The sequence below is a fragment of the Sorangium aterium genome, assembly GCF_028368935.1.
Taxonomy (GTDB): Bacteria; Myxococcota_A; Polyangia; order Polyangiales; family Polyangiaceae; genus Sorangium; species Sorangium atrum.
Map to the genome: position 1 here is coordinate 1070083 of NZ_JAQNDK010000002.1, position 21682 is coordinate 1091764.

Consider the following 21682-nt stretch of genomic DNA (forward strand, 5'->3'; position numbering starts at 1 on the left):
GCCTTGGCGGTTCGACTTCTTGCTGTTTGCATGCGGCTTCAACCCGCTTGTCGTTCTAGCGGCCCGCCATGCGAAAACGCCGCTCCGCCCTCGCGTTGTTCGGCCTGGTCGGCCTGGTTGGCCTGGTTGGCCTGGTCGGTTGCGACGAGCCGAACCTCCTGCGCGCCAAGCCGATCGAGAACCGGTTCGAGCTGGTCGGCGGCCCGGTGGCGATGGCCGATGTCGGCGATTTCCTCCTGGAGAACGACGAGATCCGGGTCGCGATCCTCGGCCCGCGCCACTCGCCGGGGCCGGGCGTCTACGGCGGCTCGCTTGTCGACGCCGACCTGCGCCGCCCCGATCCGCGCTTCGCGAGCGCGTCGGGCCGCGACCGCTTCGCCGAGTCGTTCCCGGTCGCCAACCTGCTCGTGCCCGACCCGGGCGCCACCGAGGTCTTCGTGGTCAACGACGGCTCGGACGGGCAGGAGGCGATCGTCCGGGTCGAGGGCGACGGCGGCTTCCTCTTCCACGCGCTCGGCGTCCTGAAGACCCAGGAGGACCTCCTCGGCCTCCTGTTCGACGGCCTCAAGCCGGCGATGCGCTTCCGCACCGACTACGTCCTGCGCCCGGGCAAGCGGTTCGTCACGATCCGCACGACGCTCCTCCTGCCGGACAAAGTGCTCGGGTGCCCGAGCGTCGCCTCGTGCGCGCTCGAGTGCGAGGACGGCCTCGCGGCAGGCGCCGACGGCTGCCCCACGTGCGCCTGCGGAGAGCCGCTCTCGCTCGACAACTACACGGGTCCTTCGGACATCTTCAGGGGCATCCTTGGCGACGAACGGAACGGAGATCCCGAGCGGAAGGGCGGCATCGTCGCCGGAGATTTCGTCTTCTTCGGCAACCAGAACGACATCTTCGGCCCCGGCATGGGCTTCGACGAGGAGAAGGCGGTGTTCGACGCCCTCTTCTCCGGCCGGGACACGTTCCAGCAGCCGCTCAGCTTCGATTTCGTCGCCGCGGCGGGCGGCGACGTCAGCTACGGCTATTTCACGAAGGCCAGAGAGGGCGGCCCGCCCTCCACGGTCAACGTCCCCGTCTTCACGAGCGCGGCGACGGCCTTCCTGAGCGCGGGCCGGAGCTGCCTCGCGGCGGACTCCGACGACGAGGCGTGCGACCGGAAGCGAGCTTTCACCTACGAGCGCTACTTCGCCGTGGGCGAGGGCGACGTCGCGAGCGTCGCCGAGGTGGTGTACGGCGCCCGGGGCACGCCGACCGGCGCGCTCGAGGGCGCCGTGCGGTGGCGGTCGACGGGCGCGCCCGTGCCGAACGCGCGCGTCCACGTCTTCCGCGACCCCGACCCGGGCGCCGCCTTCGCGAGCGTCGACGCGCTGGTCGAGGCGAACCTCGCGCGCTCGGGGGACGTGGGGCTGCTCAGCTCCATCGACGCCGACCTCGGGCTCGATCCGGTGGAGGACGGCGACTTCCACGCGCGGCTCCCGCCGGGCGGCTACCTGCTCGTCGCCGAGAACCCCGAGGGCACCGCCGTGTCGGCGCCGATCCGCGTGGCGCTCGGCGCCGGGGCCACGGTCTCGGTGGCGGCGGAGCTGCCGAGCCCCGCGCGGATCGCGTACCGGGTGGTCGACGAGGGAGGCCGGCTCGCGCCCGCCAAGCTGACGTTCGTCGCGCTCGACGCCGCGGGGCAGCCGCTCGAGGGCGACGGAACGAGGCGGGTCTACCTCGGCCATGGCCGCCTCGGCAGCGGCGTCCGGCAGATCGAGCGTTCGGCGACGGGCGAGGGCGCTGTCGAGATCGAGCCCGGGCGCTACCGCGTCCTCGCCACGCGCGGGCCCGAGTTCGGCCGGTTCGAGGTCCCCGACCTCGAGGTGCGCGCCGGAGAGGTGCGGCGGATCGAGGCGGTCGTGCCGCGCGAGGTCGACTCGACGGGCTGGATGTCGATCGACATGCACCTGCACCAGCGCCCGAGCTTCGACAGCGGCCTGCCGCTCGAGGAGCGGGTGACCTCGGCGGTCGTCGAGGGGCTCGACGTCGCGGTGGCCACCGACCACGACGTGCACACGGATCTCGAGCCCGCGGTGAGGCAGCTCCAGCTCGAGCCGCACCTGAAGACGGCGGTCGGCGCCGAGGTCTCGACGCTCGAGCTCGGGCACTTCATCGGCTTCCCGCTCCGCTACGACGAGCTCGACGTGCCGGATCACGGCGTCTTCGACTGGGTCTGCCGCGCGGGCGGGGACGTGATCGACGGGGTGCGCGGCACGGCGGCGGAGGGCGAGGACGCGCTCGTGATCGTCGCCCACCCGCGCGACGGGTTCATCGGGTACATCGACCAGCTCGGCGTCGACCCCTTCACGCTGCGCCGGTCGATCCCGACGCTCGAGGCGAGCAACCCGCTGTTCCAGGCGGGCAGCTGCGATTTCGACGCGATGGAGGTCTTCAACGCGAAGCGGTTCGATCTGCTCCGGACCCCCACCGTGCAGGAGGTCGTCGATTTCAACCGGTGCCTGTCCCAGATCGACGCCGCGCACGACGAGGCGTCGCTCCGCGCGGCGTGCGCCGAGCTTCCCGGCGGCCTGCCGGCGTGCAAGCCCGGCGAGCGGTACGCGGTGTGCCAGCAGCGCGCCCGCTCGGCGCTGGCCTGGAGCGTGACCAAGCGGATCCTGACGAGGACGCCCGAGGAGCAGGACGCCGTCTGGGACTTCGACAGGACCGCGGCCGACGGGGAGGCGCTCTGCCTGGGAGGCGAGGGCGGCGCAGTCCCGCCGGAGGACGCGGATCGGCCGTGCACCTTCCACGCGGGCCAGGTCGACGACCTGTTCCGCTACCTCGACCACGGCTTCTCGCCGACGCAGGTAGGGAGCAGCGACAGCCACGGCGCCTCGCTGGAGCCGGGCTTCCCGCGCACCTATTTCCGCTCGCGGACCGACCAGCCGGCCGCGCTCGATCTCGCCGAGGCGACGGCGTCGCTCCGCGCCGGCAGCGCGTTCGCGACCTACGGGCCCTTCATCCGCGCGAGCGTCGGCGGCGCGACGTTCGGCGGCGTGGCGCGCGTCGAGGGCGACGCGGTGCCGCTCGACCTGAGGATCGAGACGGCGAGCTGGTTCGGCGTGGATCGCGTCGAGGTCTACGTGAGCGGCCGCCTGGTCCGGGTGCTCGAGCCGCGTTCGGGGCCGTCGGCGATCGTGGACGTCGACGAGCGGCTCATGTTGCCGGCGCCGCCGTCGGACGGCTGGGTCGTGGTGGTGGCGATGGGCCTGCGCGACGAGGACCTCCTCACGCCGGTCGCGCTCCCTGTGTCGTTCGGTGAGCTCCAGCTGCCCCGGGTCGCGAGCCTCGCGTTCACGCAGGTCAAGGCGCTCTCCCGGTTCTTCACGGCGTCGCCCCCGGTCCCCGACTGGTACCCGGTGGCGCCCTACGCGGTCACGAACCCCATCTTCCTCGATCGCGACGGGAACGGCGTCTACGACGCCCCGCGCGGGCCGCCCCCGTTCTGCGCGAGGCCGTGCGACCCTGCCGTGCTCGATCCGTCGCAGTGCCCGGAAGGGCAGCAGTGCCTGGCGAAAGAGCGCGTCTGCGGGATCTTCGTGCTGGGCCGCTGCGAGGACAAAGAGGCGTCGCCGTAGCGCCCAAACAATGGCCGCGCGCGCGGCCGCGCAAACCTCACCAGCGGGCGGGGGGCGCCTGCGGAGCGCAGCGCGCTCAGCGGGATCGCGCGGCAGGGGACGGCGTGATCGCGTGGGCGATGGCGCTCTGGAGCGTCGAGCGCGTGATGATGCCGCGGAGGTCGATCCCGCCCTGCGTGAGCGCGCGGGCGACCTCCGGCTGCATCCCGGTCAAGATCGCCTGCGCGCCGAGCAGCCGAAGCGCCGAGGCCGTGCGGATCAGCGAGTCGGCGACCCCAGCGTCGACGTGCTTCAGGCCGGTGATGTCGATGATCACGATCGACGGGTTGTGGCGCTCCACGCCGGCGAGGGTCGCCTCCAGCACCTGCGCGGCGCGCGCCGCGTCCATCGTCCCGATGAGCGGCATGACCAGGACGCGATCGGTGATCGGGATGATGGGCGTCGCCATCTCCGAGAGGCGCAGCCGCTGCACCCCGATGATCTCCTCCTGGAGCGCTGCCCGGGCCTGCTCGGCGCGCTCGCGCTCGCGGAGCTCCTCGAGCAAGAGCTCATTGGCCCGGTTCAGCTCATCTGCCTTCTGCGACAGGCGCTCGTTGACCGAGAACAGCTCCTCGGTGCGCCGCTGCACCTCGCTCTCGAGCCGATCGTTCATGGCGCGCTGCCTCTCGGAGGCCTCCTGCAGCCGGCCGTAGAGCAGCGCGTTCTCGAGCGCCGCCGCGACCTGCGCGCCCAGGAGGCGGAGCAGCTCCGTCTGCTCCGGGGTAAACGCCCCGCTCGCGAGCGTGTTCTCGACGTACAGCACGCCCGTGAGCCGGTTCTGGTGGACGAGCGGGAGGCCCATCACCGACTTGGGCCGGTGCGCGGCGAGGTAGGGATCCGCCGCGAAGCGAGGGCTCGCCGCGGCGTCGTCCAGGATGAGCAGCTCTCGCGTCCGCGCCACGTAATGGACCACGCTGGCCGGCAGGGCCGAGGACTCCTCCAGCGGACGCCGGAGCTCCACCTCGATCGACGCAGGATCGATGGTGACGGACGCCTCGATGAACAACCGCTCCTCGCGCGCGAGCACCAGGAAGCCGCGCTGGCCGCCGGCGCTCGCGAGGACGGCGCGCATCACGCGGTCGAGCGCCTTCCCGAGCACGAGCTCGCTGGAGATCGCCTGCGTCGTCTGCAGCACCGCCGCGACGTCGGCGAGCTTGTGGAGGAGCGGGTGGCTCACCGACATGCTGCTCGATCTCGCGGCGGCCTTCTCGTGCTCCGCCGCGGGCCCTCGAGCGATGGGGAGCGGGTCGAGCCCGTGCTGCCGGACGAGCTCCGTGGCCTTTCGTTCTGCCCCCCACTGCCGGTAGGCGTGCGTCGCCGCGTCCAGGTAGAGCGTGGCGATGCGCCGCCGGCCCTTGCGAGCGTAGTAAAGGCCCGCCAGCTCCGACGCGAGCGCCTCGTACTGCACGAACTCGCTCTGACGGGCGGCGTCGATGGCGTCGTCATAGAGCCCCATCGCCTCGACGTCGCGGCCGGAGGCGCGCGCCGCCTCGGCCAGGACGAGGGCGTGCTTCACGCGGAAGTTGTCGGGGCAATGGCGGGCCCAGAGCTCGAGCTTCTCGAGCGACGCGGAGAGCGCCCCGGCGTGCCGCTCGCGCTCGCGCTCGTCGTGCTCGCCGAGCGCGACCAGCGTGAGCGCGAGATAGAAGTGGTAGGTCGCCTCGATCGGCATCGCCATGACGGCCCCGAGCACCGGGCGCGCCGCCTCCGCCGCGGCGAGCGCCTCCGCGGGGCGGCCGTGGGAATAGAGGAGGATGAGCCGGATGATGTGGTAAAAGGCGATACCGCACCCGAAGCTCGCCCGGGTGAGCGCGGCCAGGCACGCTTCTTCCGAGAATTCGGCAAAGCCCTCCTCGCTCAGCGAGGCGTCGGCCGCCGTGAGCCCCTTCAGGCTGCGCAGGAACTGCTGCTCCAGCCGGATCGTCTCGAGGACGGCGTGATTGCCTGTCTTGCGCGCGAACGACGCGAAGCGCTCGGCGACGCGGTGGACCTCCGCCAGCGGATCTCCCTTCTCGTAGACCTGCCAGACGGTCTCGAAGGCCAGATAGCTCGCGTACACGAGGTCGCCGGCCTCGATGCACGCGAGGAACGCCCGCTCCAGGATGGGGAGATCGTTCCGGATGTGCTGGACCCAGAAGTTGATGTGATCGCCGTGGAGGTGCAGCAGCGTCCCCCGCAGCGAGACGTCCCCGAGCTTCTCGTTCAGCCGGATCGACATCTCCGAGAAGCGGAATCCCGACGGGATATCGCCGAACGCCGCGACGAGCATGAACCCGTAAACGCTGTAGGCGAAGCACGACGCCTCGGTGTTGCCGTGCCGCAGCGACAGGTTCAGCATCTTCAGCGCGATGAGCGGGAACACGCCCGGCCGCCCGATGTACGCGCAGGGGGCGCAGTCGGCGAGCAGGTTGATGACCGCGCGCATCTGCTCGTCGGCGAGCAGCGGCGCGTGCAGGATGTCCTCGATGCTCCTGCCCGCCATGCTCTCCGGGATCTGCGCGACCTCGGCGGAGACGGCGGCGCCGATCTCCTCGCTCGCCCCGGGGATCTCGACGCCGAACAGGCGCAGCGCCTCCTGCCCGACGGTGACGCCCTCGTCGTAGCGGCCGGCGACCTGATAGAGCTTCATCCGCAGGCTCTGGACCCGCGCCCGATCGAGGTTCGACGCCGCCACCTCGAGTAGCCTCTGGAACAGCGCCTCGGCCTCGGTGAAGCGACCGCACAGGTACTCGCACTCGGCCGCCTCCAGCGTGAGCGCCCAGCGCAGCGCGTGATCGCCCGAGGCGCCGTCGTCCCCGAGCGCGCTCCGCCCGGCGCTGAAGTACTCCGCCGCGGCCCCGTACGCGGTCGAGCCCTTGGCCTTCCTCCCGGCGCGCAGGTTCAGGCGCGCGAGCAGATCGCGCTCGCCGGGATCGGCGATGAGGGCGGCGCCATAGTTAAGATGGTTTACCGTGTCGAAGAGCTGCTCTTCCTGCGGCTCGCCGCGCTGGCTGGCCAGCATCAGGCGGCCGACGCGCAGGTGGGCGGCGCACCTGTGCTCGTCCGCGATGAGGGCATAGGCCGCCTGCTGGACGCGATCGTGCAAGAACTGGTAGGAGACGGCGAGCGACGCGTCGGTCGCCGTCTCGCCGTGGGACGGGTCTTCCGGGTGCACGAGCCGGTAGTCGGCGTCGATGGGGAGCAGGACCCCTTCCTGCATGGCCTCCCAGAGATCCTGCGCCGCCCGCGAGGCCGGCTGCTCGGAGATCGTCGCGAGCGTGCGCAGGTCGAACCGGTGCCCGATGCACGCGGCGAGCGTCAGGGCGCGCTGGGTGGGCGGCGCGAGCCTCTGCAGCTTGGCGATCATGAAGTCGGCGACGTTGTCCGTCACGGCCCGCGACTCGATGGCTGCGAGATCCCATGTCCATCTGCCGGTCTCCGCGTCGCACCGGAGGAGCCCGTCGTCGCCCAGCATGCGCAGGAACTGCCCGAGGAAGAACGGGTTGCCCAGCGTCTTGTCGTGGAGGAGCTCGGAGAGCTGGGCGACGTCCTGCGCCGCGCGGCCGAGGGCGTCCGAGGCGAGCGCCGTCACGTCGTCGTGCGAGAGCGGCGCGAGGGGGATGTCGGTCACGGCCGCGCCCGCGGCGCGGATGGCGTCGAGGGTGATGACGAGCGGGTGCGCCGGGCTCACCTCGTTGTCGCGGTACGCCCCGACGACCAGGAGATGGCGTGTATCGGCGTCGGTGAGCAGGAGCCGCAGCAGCCTGAGCGACGCCGGGTCCGCCCACTGGAGGTCGTCGAGGAACAGGACGAGCGGGCGCGACGGAGCGGCGAACACGCCAAGGAAGCTCCGGAACACCATGTCGAAGCGGTTCTGCGACTCGGAGGGGCCGAGCGCCGCGACGGGGGGCGCCTCGCCGACGATGAGCGCGAGCTCGGGGATGAGGTCGACGAGGAGCCCGGCGTTCGGGCCGAGCGCCGCGCCGAGCTCCGCTCTCCAGTGGGCCAGCGCGTCTGTCCGCTCGGAGAGGAGCTGCTGCACGAGCCCCCTGAACGCCTGGACGACCGAGGCGCAGGGCACGCCGCGGTTCAGCTGATCGAACTTGCCGTGGGCGAAGTGGCCTCCGACCCTGGCGATGGCCTTGTAGGTCTCGTGGACCAGCGCGCTCTTGCCGACGCCGGAGTAGCCGGAGACGAGCACGAGCTCCGCGGCGCCCGCGCGGGCCCGCTCGAAGGCGGCCAGGAGCCGGTCCCGCTCCTCGTCCCGGCCGTAGATCTTCTGCGGGACGCGCAGCTCGTGGCTGCGATCGCGCTGACCGATGGGGAAGGGGTGGACCCGGCCCGTCTGCTCGAGGGAGCGCAGGCACTCCGCGAGGTCTGCCTTGACGCCGTACGCGCTCTGGTAACGGTCCTCGGGCGCCTTGGCGAGGAGCTTCATGACGATCTCGGAGACCGGCTGGGGGACGTCCTCGCTGCGCTCGTGCGGCGGCGCGGGCTGCCGCGCGATGTGGCTGTAGAGGACGTCCACCGGATCGCCGTCCGGGAACGGCAGGGCTCCGGTCAGCATCTCGTACAGCGTGACACCGAACGAGTAGAGGTCGGCGCGGTAATCGATGCCCCTGTTCATGCGCCCTGTCTGCTCGGGCGACATGTACGCGAGCGTGCCTTGCAGGGTGGACGCCGAGGTCGACTGTTGAAGCTCCTGCTTGAGCCGCGACGAGGCGCCGAAGTCGATGAGCGTGGCGCGGCGCAGGTCCGAGCTGACGATGATGTTGCTGGGATTGATGTCCTTGTGCGTGACGTGACAGCGGTGCACCGCGCCGATGGCGTCGGCGATGGCCGCCGAGAGCGCCAGCGCCGCGCGGAGATCCAGCCGGCGATCGTCGAGGATCGCCCTCAGCGTCGTGCCCTCGACCTCCTCCGTGACGAGGGCGAGGCCGCCGCGCGTCCTCTCGAGCGAGCACACCCTCACCACGGACTCGAGGTCCAGATCGCGCAGGAGGCCGAACTCGTGCCGCAGCAGCGCGAGATCGCGGACGCTCGGGTGCTCCCCCTTCAGCGTCTTGATGACGACCGGCCGCTGATCCGCGGCGCGGCGGCCGCGGTAAACGTGGGTCTTGCCGCCCTCATGGATCAGCTGCTCGACGACGTGTCCTGGCAGATCGAACGGTGCTGTGGTGGTCATGACGTGCTAGCGCTCCACCTCGTGATGGCCTCGTCCGCGCGCATCGTGCGGGCGATTACGTCCGGGGAAGACCAGTATAAGGCGGTCTTCTGTGGATTCACCCAGGGAGTGCAAAGAAGGGGGCTCGGCGTGTGCTGTGTCACGCTGCAACGTGGACGAGGGCCTACGGTGTGTGCGCAAGCAAGGAACAGCCTGGCGACGCGGAGCTAGGGTGGTTGCACGAGCGCGAGGAGGCCGCGCGGCTGCGACGCGAGGTCGAGCGTCGGATCGACGAGGTCGCGGGGGGGACCTCCGTTGAGCGACGCGACGACCCTGGCCGTGATGATGGGCCGCACCCCGGAGTCCTCTTGCAGGCGATCGGCCACGTGGTGCGCGAAGTCGACGAGCATGTCGGGCCGCGTGCACATCTCCCCGACCTGGCGGCTCGTGAGCCACGCCTCGACGTCGAGCGGCTCCCGCACACCGGTCCTCGGATCCAGCACGTGAATGCCGAGCTCACTCACGCTCTTGTCGCGCAGCTTCATGCGCCACGAGAATCGGTGTCCGGCCTCGTTCCAGGCGACGTCGCCCGGATAGGCCCAGTGGCGGAGCGGCACCACGAGGTGGAACAGGAGATACCCGTGGAGCAGCGCGAGCGGCAGCGTGGGCCGGCGCGGCGCGGCGGGCGAGGGGACGCCGGCTTCGTCGCCGGGGGCGTTTGCTTCCTCGAACAGGAAGGGCAGGCGCCGCCTCGGCCACGAGGGATCGCCGAACAGCGCGAGCGCGGCGATCATCGCGTAGGGGAAGATACCGATCTTGAACAGGAGGGCGTTGGAGAGGTTGAACGCCACGGCGAGCGCCGCGCCGAAGGGGAAGGTGCGCCGGGAGAAGAGCAGGAAGCCCATCGAGAGGTCGATGAAGAGCCCCGCATACGAGAGCGCGAGCCCTGTTGTCGATGAGGCCAGGAGCGGCCCGACGAGGGGCGCGTCGCCGTGCTCGGCGAGCCACATGGTGAGCGGCTGCCCCCGGAGCCAGTCGCCGTTCAGCTTCGCGACGCCCCCGTAGAAGTAGACGATGGCGATCTGGGCCTTCAGGGCGAAGAGATAGAAGCGCGGCACGGACTCCGTCGGCGTGTCACGCGGCGCGCCGCCCGGCGAGGCGCGGCGCGCGCGGCGGCGATCCAGCGAGAGCGCGCGGTGCGCCGGGGCGGCGGCGAGCAGCAGGCCGAGGAGGCAGAGGAGATAGAGGTGGTTGAGGTATTGTGCCTTGTCGAGGAGGAAGACGTACGTGAGCGCGGCGCAGAGCAGCGCGGCGCTCACCCGGTAGAAGAGCCCGGCGGCGCAGAGCAGCGCGAGGACGAAGAGGGCGCCGAAGTGCCAGTACATCCCTGTCCCGCCCCACGGACGGACGAAGGGGACGAAGCTGAAGAAGAAGCCTGGCTCGATGTAATAGCGGTAGATCCGATCGTGGAGGGCGTACCGGACGACCTCCCATGCGATCAGGGCGCCATAGCTCGCGCGGAAGACGGCGAGGGAGGCGGCGTCGACCTCGGCGGTGAGGTAGGCCGCCCAGCGCCGCGCGAGGTCACTTCCAGTGCCCGTGCGCGTGCCCGTGCTTGTGGTGCTTGTGCTTGCCGTGCACGTGGATGTGGACCGGTCGGCCGTCGTCATCGTCGTCGTCGTCATCGTGGACCACCACCACGCCTGGAGCCGTCTTGACCTTCACATCCACGTTCCACGTCGTCGCCACCACGACGTTGAGGGCAGGCGCGCTCGGGCCGACGATGACGTGCACGCCGGGGCGATAGCCGACGAGCACCACGTCGGCGTGCGTCGGGTGCGCCACGACGACGGTGAGCTTCACCGGGTTGACCTTTGCCGCGACCTTGCCGACGCAGTACAGGCCGCCCGGGCCGGGGGTGAGCACGACGAGCTCGGAGCCCTGTCCCACGAAGCCGAGCTTGATCTTGCGGTCGCCGACGGGGACCGGCTTCAGGTCCGCGTCGAGGACGTAGACCCTGACCTGGCCGGAGGCCTTGTCCGCGACCACCTCGATCGTGTCGTCGCCGACCACCTGGATCACGCCGCCGTTCGGGCCCGTCTTGCCCGGGGGGATGGGCCTCTTCTCGGCCTTTCTCGCGCCCTCGACGATGACCTTCGTGCCCCCTGAGGGCAGGTGGAGCGTGCCGTTCCACGGCTTCCCGGCGACGACGATGTTGTACTTCACCTCGGTGAGATCGGCCTCGAGCTTGGGCCCTGTCGCGACGAGGAGCCCAGTCTTCGCGTCGAGCGCCAGCGGGGCCTGCGCGTCGCCGTTCGGCCCTTTCCACGTGAGCGTGCCGCTCACGTCCTTGTCGATGGGTTTGCCGTCAGGCGCCTTCACGATCGCCTTCACGGTGCCATCGGGCGCGAAATCCCACCCGACCGAGCCGCCGTCGTGCTCCTCGGTCAGCGGATCTTCGATGGCCACGGGGACAGCCTCGACCGACTCCTCGGTCACGCTGGCCTCGGCGGTGGTCTTGCACCCTGCCGCGAAGGGGCTGCCGGCGATCAAGGTGGTCAGGGCCACCACGGAAAGGATGCTCTTGGCTTGCATCAAAGTCTCCAAGCGCAGGAGGCTATCGCAACCGCCGCGCCGCGTCTGTGCGAACTGACTCGTTCCACGGCGATGGGTAGCACGGGCGACGACATCGGATGCACGATGACCACTTCTCCCGTGCTCGTCGCTCGCGCGGGCCTCCGTCGTGAGCTCGTACGCTTCGAAGATGCCTTGTGCGGAGCGCCTCGTGGGATGACGAGCGACGTGGATGCTCTGGGCATATCACCGAGCGCGACAGCGAACGTGCCGAGCGCGACAGCGAACATGCCGAGCGCGACAGCGAACATGCCGAGCGCGACGTGCCGAGCGTGGAGGATGCCTGTGGTGGCCCGCCAGGCGCGATCGTGGTTGCGGATGCCTGTGGTGGCTCGCCAGCCGCCGTCATGCGCCTCTGGAGGCTCCTCGGCGTTTTCGCGGCCGGGCTTCCCCCGAGCGCTTCTTCGGGCTAGCGTCCCGGACGAGCCCGTCCTGCCATGTCCCAACGCATCTTTGTCGGCCTCGTCGGCTATGGTCTTGCTGGCGCCGTTTTTCACGCCCCGCTGATACGGTCCATCCCTCGGCTGCGCCTCGCCGCCATCGCGACCCGCCGGGAGGGCCAGGTCATGGCCGACCACTCGGGCGTCGCCGTGCATCCGACGCCCGAGGTGTTGATCGCCGAGCCGGGGATCGACCTCGTGGTCATCGCTTCGCCCAACGAGACCCACTTCCCGCTCGCGCGCGCCGCGCTGGAGGCGGGCAAGCACGTGGTCGTCGACAAGCCGTTCACGATCACGAGCGCCGAGGCGGGCGAGCTCATTGCGCTGGCTGCGCGCCGTGGCCGGCTCCTCTCGGTCTTCCAGAACCGCCGCTGGGACGCGGACTTCCGCACCGTGCGCAGCTGCATCGAGCAGGGCCTGCTCGGCGAGGTGGCCTCGTACGAGGCGCACTTCGACCGGTTCCGCCCCGCCATCAAGCAGGGCTGGCGAGAGCAGGAGGCGCCTGGCTCGGGGATCCTGTACGACCTCGGCGCGCACCTGATCGACCAGGCGCTCGTGCTCTTCGGCCTGCCGCGCGCGGTCACGGCCGACCTCCAGGCGCAGCGGTCCGGGGCGCGCACGGTGGACTATTTCCACCTGACGCTCGACTACGGCAGGCGCCGGGTGATCGTGCGCTCCTCGACGCTGGTGCCCGAGCCGGGGCCGCGCTTCGCGGTCCACGGCGACGGCGGGAGCTTCCTCAAGTACGGCATCGACGGCCAGGAGGACGCCCTCAAGGCAGGCACGCGCCCGGGCGTGCCGGAGTGGGGGCGGGAGGACCCGCGCTGGTTCGGCACGCTCGTCACGGCAAGCGGCGAGCGCCGCACGATCGAGAGCCTGCCCGGCGCCTACGAGGCCTATTACGAGGCCATCGCGGCGGCGATCCTCGACGGCGCCCCGCCGCCGGTGCGCGCCGAGGAGGCGCGCGACGTGATCCGTGTCATCGAGGCTGCGATGAAGAGCGCGGCCGAGCGGCGGACGATATCGCTCGACGCGTGATCGAAGCGGCGTAGGAAAACCGCTGCTTGCGTCGAGAAGCGGTTGAAGAGCGCATCGCTCACGCGACCTCCGTCACCCTGTACCCAATGTGCTTATCGAGGAATGAGCCGACGCCCGACGTGCGTCGACAACGACAGCGATAGTCCCTGGGGATTGCCGATATCCGAGGTGGGCCAAAAAAGGATATCGGTAGGCCCGGGGCGAGGGTGCTCGTCGGGTGGGGTGGGGGATGGGCCGATGTCTGAGCCCGAGGCATCTCTCCTCCAGCTTCGCTGGAGGAGAGATGCCTCGGGCGAGTTCGGCGGGGCCCCCACCCCACCCGACGAGCACCCTCGCCCCGGGCCGGGCAATCAGATCAGCGCGCCGCCGCCAGCGCCGCCTGCATCGCGACGCCCATCTCGGCCGGCGTCGCGGCCACCTTGGCCCCCGCCGCCTCGAGCGCCGCGATCTTCTCGGCCGCCGTGCCCTCGCCGCCCGCGATGATCGCGCCAGCGTGGCCCATGCGCTTGCCCGGAGGCGCCGCGCGGCCGGCGATGAACGCCGCCACCGGCTTCTTCATGTTCTTCTTGATCCAGGCCGCCGCGCGCTGCTCAGCCGTCCCGCCGATCTCGCCGATCAGCACCACACCGTGGGTGTCGGGATCCTGGTTGAAGAGCTCGAGCACGTCGATGAAGTCCATGCCGCCGACCGGATCGCCGCCGATGCCCACGCAGCTCGACTGGCCGATGCCGAGGGCGCTCAGCTGGCCGACCGCCTCGTAGGTCAGCGTGCCCGAGCGGGAGAGGACGCCGATGTGGCCCTTCTTGTGGATATGGCCCGGCATGATCCCGATCTTGCACTCTCCCGGGGTGATCACGCCGGGACAGTTTGGCCCGATGAGCCGCGCCGGCTTCCCCTCGAGGAAGCGACGGACGCGGATCATGTCGAGCACCGGCACGCCGTCCGTGATGCAGATGACGAGCTTGCAGCCCGCATCGACGGCCTCGGTGATCGCGTCCGCCGCGCCGACCGGCGGCACGAAGATGCACGAAACCTCGGCGCCCTCGTTGCGCACGGCCTGCTCGACCGTGTCGAAGATCGGCACCTTGTCTTCGAATCGCTGGCCGCCCCGGCCCGGCGTCACGCCGGCGACGACCTTCGTCCCGTACTCGATGCAGGCGCGGGCGTGCTGCGACCCGTAGGCGCCCGTGATGCCCTGGAAGACGACCCGCGTGTCCTTGTTGACGAGGATGCTCATCGCTTGATTACTCTACCTTCAACGTGGACAGGAGCTCGGCCACCGCCGCTGGCTCGCTGCTCAACTGGGTTCGAGGCCCGATGCCCGCGGGCGCCCTAGGCGCCGGCCTTGCCGCCGCGCGTGGCGGCGACGATCTTCTGCGCGCCGTCGCCCATGGAGCTCGCCGACTGGATGGTCAGCCCGCTCTCGTCGAGCAGCTTGCGGCCGGCCTCGACGTTCGTCCCCTCGAGGCGCACCACGAGAGGCACCTTGAGCCCGAGCTCCTTCGCCGCGGCGATGACACCGGCCGCGACGACGTCGCAGCGCATGATGCCGCCGAAGATGTTCACGAAGATGCCGCGGACCCGCTCGCTCCGGAGGATGATCTGGAACGCGGTCTTCACCTGCTCCTGCGTGGCGCCGCCGCCCACGTCCAGGAAGTTCGCCGGCTTTCCGCCGTAATGGAGGATGATATCCATCGTCGCCATCGCGAGCCCGGCGCCGTTCACGAGGCAGCCGATGTCGCCGTCGAGCGACACGTAGGACAGCCCGGCCCGCTTCGCCTGGAGCTCGACCGGGTCCTCCTCGTCGACGTCACGCATCGCGTTCCACTCGGCGTGCCGGAACTCGGCGTTGTCGTCGAAGCTCACCTTCGCGTCGAGCGCGAAGACGTCGCCGGCGCCGGTCACGACGAGCGGGTTGATCTCGAGCAGAGAGCAGTCCTCCGCGGTGAAGCAGGCGTAGAGCGAGGCCACGAGCTTCAGGAACTGGCGCTGCGTCTCCTTCGCGGTGAGCCCGAGCGCGAGCGCGAGCTGCCGCCCCTGGTACGGGGCGAGGCCGAGCACCGGATCGATGAAGAGCTTGTAGATCTTCTCCGGCGTGCTGTGGGCCACCTCCTCGATGTCCATGCCGCCCTCGGTCGAGGCGATCACCGCGACGCGGCGGCGCTCGCGATCGACGAGCATCGCGAAGTAGAGCTCGCGCGCGATGTCGAGGCCCTGCTCGATGTAGAGCCGCCGGACCTTCTGCCCCTCGGGGCCCGTTTGCTTGGTGACGAGCTGCATGCCGAGGATCTTCTCGGCGAGGGCCGTCGCCTCCGCGCTGCCGCCCTTCGCGACCTTGACGCCGCCGCCCTTGCCGCGGCCGCCCGCGTGGATCTGCGCCTTCACGACGACGACCGGGTTACCTGTCTGGGCGATCAGCCGATCGGCGATCGGCGCCACCTCGCTCGCCTGGAAAGCGGGCTCCCCTTTCGGTACCGGCACTCCGTAGCGAGCGAAGAGCTGCTTGCCTTGATACTCGTGGATTTTCATGAGAGGGGCCGCCACCCTATCACAAGGCCGCGCCAGCGCGAGACTCGAAAAACAGGGGCGACGGACGTCGGTGGAGCGGACGCGCCCGCGCGCGGGCGCGTGTGAAGTCATGCGTTACGTTTCGTTACGTTCCGGCACGTTACGTTTCGAGTGTTTCGCGCCGACTCACCCATCCATGGAAAAGTGCGGCGGCGCGGCGCTCGACGTCGTCTGCCTTGGTGGTGCCTGACGTCGCCGGCCTCCGTCGCTCTCGGGCCGCGGCGCTCTCAGGCGGCGGCGCTGCGCCCTGGCGCGGGCGGATCACGGCGCCACAGCGCCGCTTCCGTGGCCTCACTTGGCGGCGTAGGGCGGCGGCTCAGGCCGGCGGAGCGCCACGAGGGCGAACAGGCCGGACAGGACGTCGTCCTCGACCTGGGAGACCTTGCCTTCGAGGCTGATCTTGAGCTCATCGAACGGCGTGTAGGTGAGCCCGGCGCTCGCGGAGACGCTCGGCTGAGGCGCGAACAGAAAGGCAGAGAGGGCGCTCCCGGGCTCGTGGAGAGCCTGGATTCGAAAGCTCGGATGGATTGCCATCTTCGGGAGGACATTGGCGATGATCTCGCCTCCCACCCAGGGCTTCAGCTCGATCGCTCCCGCCTCGTCCGCCGCGCCGACCAGCCCGACGCTGCCGTCGAGCGACACGGTCAGCGCCTCGGCCGGGTAGAGCTCCAGGGCGACGACCACCGAGTAGAAATCGATCGACGGATACAGCGCGATACCCGACCAGGTCGACCAGAGCGGCTGCATCGTGGTGAGACCGGCGCCGAACGTCGGCGCGTCGACGTCGAGATCGAAGCCGCCGAAGAGGTTGATCTCGTATCCCTCGCCGAGGACGAGCCCGGGCTCGACGCCGAGCATCCGGCCCGGGACGGTGCTGATCATGGTCGAGGTCGTCGGGAAGGTGTTGATCCAGCCGTCCCAGTCCTCGATGCCAATCGGGTGCGTGACGATGCCCAGCCGGAGGTGGTGATCCTCGCGGCCAATCTGGAGCATCGCCCACTCGGGCGGGCCGATCTTGATCCCCGGCGTCGCCAAGGACCACGTGGGGTAGACGAACGCCGGCAGCCCGAACGCCGGCAGGCCGAGCGGCGCCGTGGTCGCCTGCACGTCGAGATCGAGCCGGAAGTACAGCGAGCCGCTCGCGAGCCGCAGCCCGACCTCGGCCTGCGCGAGCGCGTCGAAGCGAAGGGCCGCGGGCGCGTCGCGGTGCACGCCCGCGACGACGCTGGTCCCTCCTCCCACCCAGGTGTCGATGTCGGCCGGGAGCGCGGCGAGGTGCGGTAGCAGCTGGGCCTCCTCTCTCTGGGTCTCCGGACGGCGGCAGTCCTCGATCAGCGAGCGGCGACGAGCGCCCCCGCGGCGATCACCGCCCCGCGCCGGCCGTCGCGGCCCGCAGGCGCTCGACCAGCGGGCGGATGGCGTCGCTCCGCAGCTTGTAGGACGCGCGGTTCGCGACGAGCAGGGTGCTCACCTCCGTGACCGTCTCGAGCACCTCGAGGCGGTTCTCGCGCAGCGTCGAGCCCGTCTCGACGATATCGACGATGAGGTGAGAGAGCCCGACGAGCGGCGCGAGCTCCACCGAGCCGTGGACGGGGATGATCTCCGCCACCACGCCCTTGCTCGCGAAGTGATCCCCGGCGATCCGCGGGTACTTCGTGGCGACGCGCGGCAGATCGGGCACCTCCGTCTGCTCGGGCCCGGCCACGACGAGGCGGCAGCGGCCGATGCCGAGATCGAGCGGCGTGTAGAGATCGTGGCGGCGCTCGAGGAGCGTGTCGCGGCCGGAGACCCCGAGATCGGCGGCGCCGTACTCGACGTAGGTCGGGACGTCGTCCGGCTTCAGGAACACGTACCGGATCGCGCCGTCCGCGGTCGGCCGGACCAGGCGGCGATCGCTCGCCTCGAGGGGCGCGCTGTCGAGGCCCGCGCGCCGCACGAGCGGGATGAGGTCCTTCAGGATCCGCCCCTTGGGGACGGCGATGGTGAGGGGCCTCGTCATCCGGCCCGCCCCTCGACGCGCGCCGTGTCGGCGCCGAGCTGCGCGAGCTTGCGCTCCATGAACTCGTAGCCGCGATCCAGGTGGTAGACGCGCAGCACCTCGGTCTCGCCCTCGGTCGCCACGAGCCCGGCGATGACGAGCGACGCGCTCGCGCGCAGATCGGTGGCCATCACGGTCGCGCCCGACAGCGGCGCGCCGCCGTGCACGTGCGCCGTGTGGCCGTCCACGTCGATGTGCGCCCCCATCCGCGAGAGCTCGGGGACGTGCATGAAGCGGTTCTCGAAGATGGTCTCGACGATGCGCGACGTGCCCTGCGCGAGGCACATCAGGACCATGAACTGCGCCTGCATGTCGGTCGGGAAGCCTGGGTGCGGCGCCGTCGTCACGTCGACGGCGCGCAGCGGCCGCCCCTCGCGGCGGACGCGCACGCAATCGCCCTCGCGGCCCACCTCGACGCCCGCCTGGCGGAGCTTCGCCGCGACCGCCTCGAGGTCCTCGAGCGGCGCGTTCTCGATCAGCACGTCGCCGCCGGCCGCGGCCGCCGCGACCATGTACGTGCCGGCCTCGATCCGATCGGAGATGATCGCGTGGTCGAACGGCTCCAGCTCGTCCGCGCCCTCGATGTGGATGACGTCCGTGCCGGCGCCGCTCACGCGCGCGCCCATCTTGTTGAGCACCCGGCCGAGCTCCTCGACCTCGGGCTCGCGCGCGCAGTTCACCAGCGTGGTCCGCCCCTTCGCTAGCGCCGCGGCCATCATCAGGTTCTCGGTGCCGGTCACCGTCGGCAGATCGAACACGACCTCGGCGCCGCGGAGCCGCTTGCACTCCGCGACGATGTAGCCGCGGGACAGCCGGATCGTCGCGCCGAGCGCCTCGAGGCCCTTGAGGTGCTGATCCACCGGGCGCGTCCCGATCTGGCAGCCGCCGGGGAGCGACACCTTGGCGCGGCCGAAGCGCGCGAGCAGCGGGCCGAGGACCATGACGCTCGCGCGCATCTGCTTGACGAGCTCGTAGGGGGCCTCGGGCCGCACGTTGTCGCCGGCGCCGACCTTCACGAGCGGCGGCGCGGTCTCGACGTTGCGCCCGAGGAACCGGAGCAGCGCCGAGGTCGTGTCGATGTCGCGCAGCGCGGGCACGTTGCGGAGCAGGCTCTCCCCATCGGAGAGCAGCGTCGCGCAGAGGATCGGCAGCGCGGCGTTCTTCGCGCCGCTGATGCGGATCTTGCCGGAGAGCGGCTTACCGCCCCGGATCCGGATGGAGTCCATGCCCCCGCTATCGCACAACCCGCGGCGGAACGCGATGTTTCGGGGGTCGCCCGCGCGCCGCGCCCCGTGTTTCGCCCGGCGCTCCGCGTCGACCGCTGCGCCGCCGCGAGCGCGGGGCGCGGCCGGCGCGGAGCGCGGGGCGGGCGGACGACGGGCCCACTTTCCCGTGCGCTTCCCGTGCGCTGGTCTAGTCTCCACCGGCCATGCGACCGAGCGCCATCGCCCTGTCCTCGCTGCTCGCCGCGTCTGTGGCCCCGCTCGCAGCCGCGCAGCCGTCGGCCGATCTCCGCGGGTTCCGCGCCTCGATCGACCCCGGGGCCGGCGTCTACCTCGAGCCCGCCGCGACCCCGGACACGGGCGAGTGGAGCGCGAGCCTCTGGGCCTCGTACGCCTACCGTCCCCTCGTGCTCCGCGATCCCGCCTCGGGGAAGGTCCGCTTCGACGTCATCCGCCACCAGGTGAGCGCCGATTTCGCGGCCGGCGTGGGCGTCGCGCGGCGCCTGCTCGTGGGGCTCACGCTGCCCGTGGTCCTCCACCAGAGCGGCGACGACCCCACGTCCGACGCCACGCGGGTGCTCGGCGACACGTGGCTCCCGGCGCAGGCGCTCGGCGATCTCGGCCTCGTCGGCAAGTTCACCCTCGTGCAGCCCATCGGCGGCGATCTGGGCGGCTTCGCGCTCGCGCTGCACGAGCGCTTCACGCTGCCCACGGGGGACGAGGCGTCGTTCGTGGGCGAGGGGGGCGTCACGAACGAGCTCAGGCTCCTCGCCGAGTACCGCCTGATCGCGTTCGGCGCGCACCTCGCGGCGGGCGTCAAGCTCCGCGCCGGCGAGGCCCGCTTCGGGTGCGAGGCGACCCCGGTCTCCGCCGCGGGCGGCGATCCGTGCCCCACGGTGTTCGGCCACGAGCTCCCCTTCGGCCTCGGCCTCTCGTTCCGGCCCCAGATCCTGGGCATCGACCCGGAAGGGCGCGCCACGTTCTTCCTCGAGGCGCACGGGCACCTCCCGCTCTCGCCGATCGCGCCGTTCGCGAGCCAGGAGGCGGCCGCGCTGGAGCTCGGCCTCGCTGCGCGCTACGCGCTGGGCGACGTCTCGTTCCTGGCCGGCGTCGAGACGGCGCTGGCCGGGGGCGTCGGCACCGCGCCGCTGCGCGCCGTCCTCTCGGTGGCCTGGACCCCGCGCGTGCACGACGCCGACAAGGACGGCGTGCCGGACGACGTCGATCAGTGCCGCGAGCTCCCGGAGGACCGCGACGGCTTCCAGGACGACGACGGGTGCCCCGAAGGGGACAACGACGAAGACGGCGTCGTCGACGAGGAGGACCGCTGCCCGACGCAGAAGGAAGACGAGGACGGCGTCGCGGATGAGGACGGGTGCCCGGACCCGTGACGCCGGGCCGTGGACGATCCATGACGACGTGGACCGCATGAGCGACGACGGCTACACGAAGCACGGCGGCGGCCGCCATGAGGGGCCCTCCCGCACCTCGCCGTATCCCCTGAGCCGGCTCTCCCCGCCGCACGAGCTCGTCGACGTGGCGCGGGAGATCCAGCAGGCGGACGCGCTGCTCGGCGCGGTCACCGGCGGCAAGCTCGCGCAGATCGCGCGGCAGATCCGGTCGCTCCAGGAGGAGGCGCGGCGGGTCCTCGAGGCGGCGCAGCGCGACGGCGAGCTCCACCGGGCGGCGTGCACCTTCAAGAAGCGGCCCGGCCACGTCTACCACCTCTACCGGCGCGGCGACGGCGTCCCTTACCTCTCGATGCTCTCGCCCGAGGAGTGGGGCGGCTCGCCGCCGCACGCGTTCGAGGGCTCGTACCGCCTCGAGGTCGACATGTCGTGGACGCCGTCCGAGGAGGCCGAGGCGCACGACGCGGAGGCCGGCGCGCTCGCTCGCCTCACCGGCCGCGGCGCGTGACCGCGGCGCTCGCTCACCCGCCGAGCTGGAGCAGCACCTTCCCGAACGACGCGTTGCTGGCGACGTAAATATGTGCCGCGGCGGCATCGCCGATCGGAAAGACCCGGTCCACGACCGGCCGCACGGCGCGGCTCGCGAGCCACGGGGAGATGTTCCGCTCGAGCACCTGCGCCGCCGCGATCTTCTCCTCGAGCGGGCGCGAGCGGAGCACGGTGCCGATGAGCTCGACGCGCTTCCGGAGGAGCTCGCGCAGGTCGAGCTCCGTGGACGCGCCGGCCGTCAGCCCGACGAGCGCGATGCGGGCCTTGGACGCGCACGCCTTGAGGTCCTCGCCGACGTACGCGCCTCCGACGAGCTCGAGGACCACGTCGACCCCCGCGCCTCCGGTCGCCTTCAGCACCTCGTCCGCGAACCTCGCGCCCGACGCCGCGATCCCGGCGTGCAGCCCGAGCTCGCGGCAGCGATCCAGCTTGTCCTGCGTGCGCGACGTCCCGACGACGAAGCACCCGAGCGCGCGGGCGATCTGGAGGCCGGCCGTGCCCACGCCGCTGCCGACCGCGTGAACGAGCGCGCGCTCGCCGGGCGCGAGCCGGGCGCGCGTCACGAGCGCGTCGTAGGCGGTCACGAACGCCTCGGGGACCGCGGCCGCCTCCTCGTCCGTGAGCCCTTCCGGCACCGGCGCGACCTCGCGCTCGTGCGCGACGACCCGCTCGGCGTAGGCGCCGCCCGCGAGGAGGCCGAAGACGCGATCGCCCGGCGCGAAGCGGCGCGCGCCCTTCCCCGTGGCCTCGACCACGCCGGAGTACTCGAGCCCCGGCACGTCCTGCGGCGCGCCTGGCGGCGCCGGGTAAAGGCCCAGCCGCTGGAGCAGATCGGCGCGGTTCACCCCGGCGAAGCGGACGGCGACGCGCACGTGCCCGTCGGGCACGTCGGGCGCATCGACCTCCCGCACCTCGAGGACCTCCGGCCCGCCCGGCTCGCGGATGACGACGGCGCGCATCTTCAATGTGCCGCATGTGCCGCTCACG

General features: G+C 71.4%; 13 protein-coding genes. 4 read left to right on the plus strand and 9 right to left on the minus strand.

Translation table 11 applies throughout. The features are described 5' to 3' along the window. Positions 1-68: 68 nt before the first annotated feature. Entirely contained in the window at positions 69-3614 is a 3546-nt protein-coding gene (locus tag POL72_RS19065; protein ID WP_272096858.1) for a PHP domain-containing protein, read from the plus strand. A gap of 76 nt (positions 3615-3690) precedes the next feature. Here POL72_RS19065 and POL72_RS19070 read toward each other — a convergent pair whose 3' ends face one another. From POL72_RS19070 to POL72_RS19080, 3 genes are all read right to left on the minus strand, one after another. Further along, entirely contained in the window at positions 3691-8817 is a 5127-nt protein-coding gene (locus POL72_RS19070) for an AAA family ATPase (RefSeq protein ID WP_272096859.1), read from the minus strand. Positions 8818-9023: 206 nt separating this feature from the next. Continuing rightward, positions 9024-10481: an HTTM domain-containing protein gene (locus POL72_RS19075; RefSeq protein ID WP_272096860.1), complete on the minus strand. Its 1458-nt coding sequence runs from the start codon at positions 10479-10481 to the stop codon at positions 9024-9026. Next, complete coding sequence (locus POL72_RS19080; protein ID WP_272096861.1) at positions 10381-11391, minus strand: hypothetical protein; 1011 nt, start codon at positions 11389-11391, stop codon at positions 10381-10383. The genes POL72_RS19075 and POL72_RS19080 overlap by 101 nt, the downstream gene beginning before the upstream one ends. 476 nt (positions 11392-11867) lie before the next feature. Between POL72_RS19080 and POL72_RS19085 the strand changes: the two genes are divergently transcribed. Continuing rightward, the gene (locus POL72_RS19085; RefSeq protein WP_272096862.1) at positions 11868-12908 is read left to right on the plus strand and encodes an oxidoreductase; all 1041 of its coding nucleotides are present in this window, start codon (positions 11868-11870) and stop codon (positions 12906-12908) included. Positions 12909-13263: 355 nt separating this feature from the next. Here the strand turns inward: POL72_RS19085 and sucD are convergent, their stop codons facing one another. From sucD to murA, 5 genes are all read right to left on the minus strand, one after another. Then, positions 13264-14145, minus strand: a complete 882-nt coding sequence (gene sucD / locus POL72_RS19090; RefSeq protein ID WP_272096863.1) for a succinate--CoA ligase subunit alpha — start codon at positions 14143-14145, stop codon at positions 13264-13266. A 95-nt stretch (positions 14146-14240) separates the two neighbouring features. After that, positions 14241-15437, minus strand: coding sequence for an ADP-forming succinate--CoA ligase subunit beta (sucC, locus tag POL72_RS19095; RefSeq protein ID WP_272096864.1), 1197 nt, complete (start codon positions 15435-15437; stop codon positions 14241-14243). Positions 15438-15767: 330 nt separating this feature from the next. Further along, positions 15768-16718, minus strand: coding sequence for a hypothetical protein (locus POL72_RS19100; RefSeq protein WP_272096865.1), 951 nt, complete (start codon positions 16716-16718; stop codon positions 15768-15770). A gap of 121 nt (positions 16719-16839) precedes the next feature. Then, on the minus strand, positions 16840-17475 hold the full coding sequence (gene hisG / locus POL72_RS19105; RefSeq protein WP_272096866.1) for an ATP phosphoribosyltransferase: 636 nt from the start codon (positions 17473-17475) through the stop codon (positions 16840-16842). Further along, positions 17472-18740 carry a UDP-N-acetylglucosamine 1-carboxyvinyltransferase gene (gene murA, locus POL72_RS19110; RefSeq protein ID WP_272096867.1) on the minus strand — a complete coding sequence of 423 codons (1269 nt, stop codon included), beginning with the start codon at positions 18738-18740 and terminating at the stop codon, positions 17472-17474. Before murA ends, hisG begins: the two co-directional genes overlap by 4 nt. A gap of 203 nt (positions 18741-18943) precedes the next feature. On the opposite strand from murA, the gene POL72_RS19115 reads away from it, so the two are divergent. Together POL72_RS19115 and POL72_RS19120 are read left to right on the plus strand one after the other, a co-directional pair. Next, positions 18944-20128, plus strand: a complete 1185-nt coding sequence (locus POL72_RS19115; RefSeq protein ID WP_272096868.1) for a hypothetical protein — start codon at positions 18944-18946, stop codon at positions 20126-20128. Between the two features lie 37 nt (positions 20129-20165). Then, entirely contained in the window at positions 20166-20654 is a 489-nt protein-coding gene (locus POL72_RS19120; RefSeq protein WP_272096869.1) for a DUF2452 domain-containing protein, read from the plus strand. A 13-nt stretch (positions 20655-20667) separates the two neighbouring features. Here the strand turns inward: POL72_RS19120 and POL72_RS19125 are convergent, their stop codons facing one another. After that, on the minus strand, positions 20668-21681 hold the full coding sequence (locus POL72_RS19125; protein ID WP_308738128.1) for an NAD(P)H-quinone oxidoreductase: 1014 nt from the start codon (positions 21679-21681) through the stop codon (positions 20668-20670). Between the last annotated feature and the right edge of the window lies 1 nt (position 21682).

Excerpts from the sequence above, each read along its gene's own strand:
- POL72_RS19080 (WP_272096861.1), bottom strand. The coding sequence starts at position 11,391 with ATGCAAGCCAAGAGCATCCTTTCCGTGGTGGCCCTGACCACCTTGATC.
- POL72_RS19070 (WP_272096859.1), bottom strand. The coding sequence starts at position 8,817 with ATGACCACCACAGCACCGTTCGATCTGCCAGGACACGTCGTCGAGCAG.
- POL72_RS19120 (WP_272096869.1), top strand. The coding sequence starts at position 20,166 with ATGAGCGACGACGGCTACACGAAGCACGGCGGCGGCCGCCATGAGGGG.
- POL72_RS19085 (WP_272096862.1), top strand. The coding sequence starts at position 11,868 with ATGTCCCAACGCATCTTTGTCGGCCTCGTCGGCTATGGTCTTGCTGGC.
- murA (WP_272096867.1), bottom strand. The coding sequence starts at position 18,740 with ATGGACTCCATCCGGATCCGGGGCGGTAAGCCGCTCTCCGGCAAGATC.
- POL72_RS19115 (WP_272096868.1), top strand. The coding sequence starts at position 18,944 with ATGCGACCGAGCGCCATCGCCCTGTCCTCGCTGCTCGCCGCGTCTGTG.
- POL72_RS19065 (WP_272096858.1), top strand. The coding sequence starts at position 69 with ATGCGAAAACGCCGCTCCGCCCTCGCGTTGTTCGGCCTGGTCGGCCTG.
- hisG (WP_272096866.1), bottom strand. The coding sequence starts at position 17,475 with ATGACGAGGCCCCTCACCATCGCCGTCCCCAAGGGGCGGATCCTGAAG.
- POL72_RS19075 (WP_272096860.1), bottom strand. The coding sequence starts at position 10,481 with ATGACGACGACGACGATGACGACGGCCGACCGGTCCACATCCACGTGC.
- sucD (WP_272096863.1), bottom strand. The coding sequence starts at position 14,145 with ATGAGCATCCTCGTCAACAAGGACACGCGGGTCGTCTTCCAGGGCATC.
- sucC (WP_272096864.1), bottom strand. The coding sequence starts at position 15,437 with ATGAAAATCCACGAGTATCAAGGCAAGCAGCTCTTCGCTCGCTACGGA.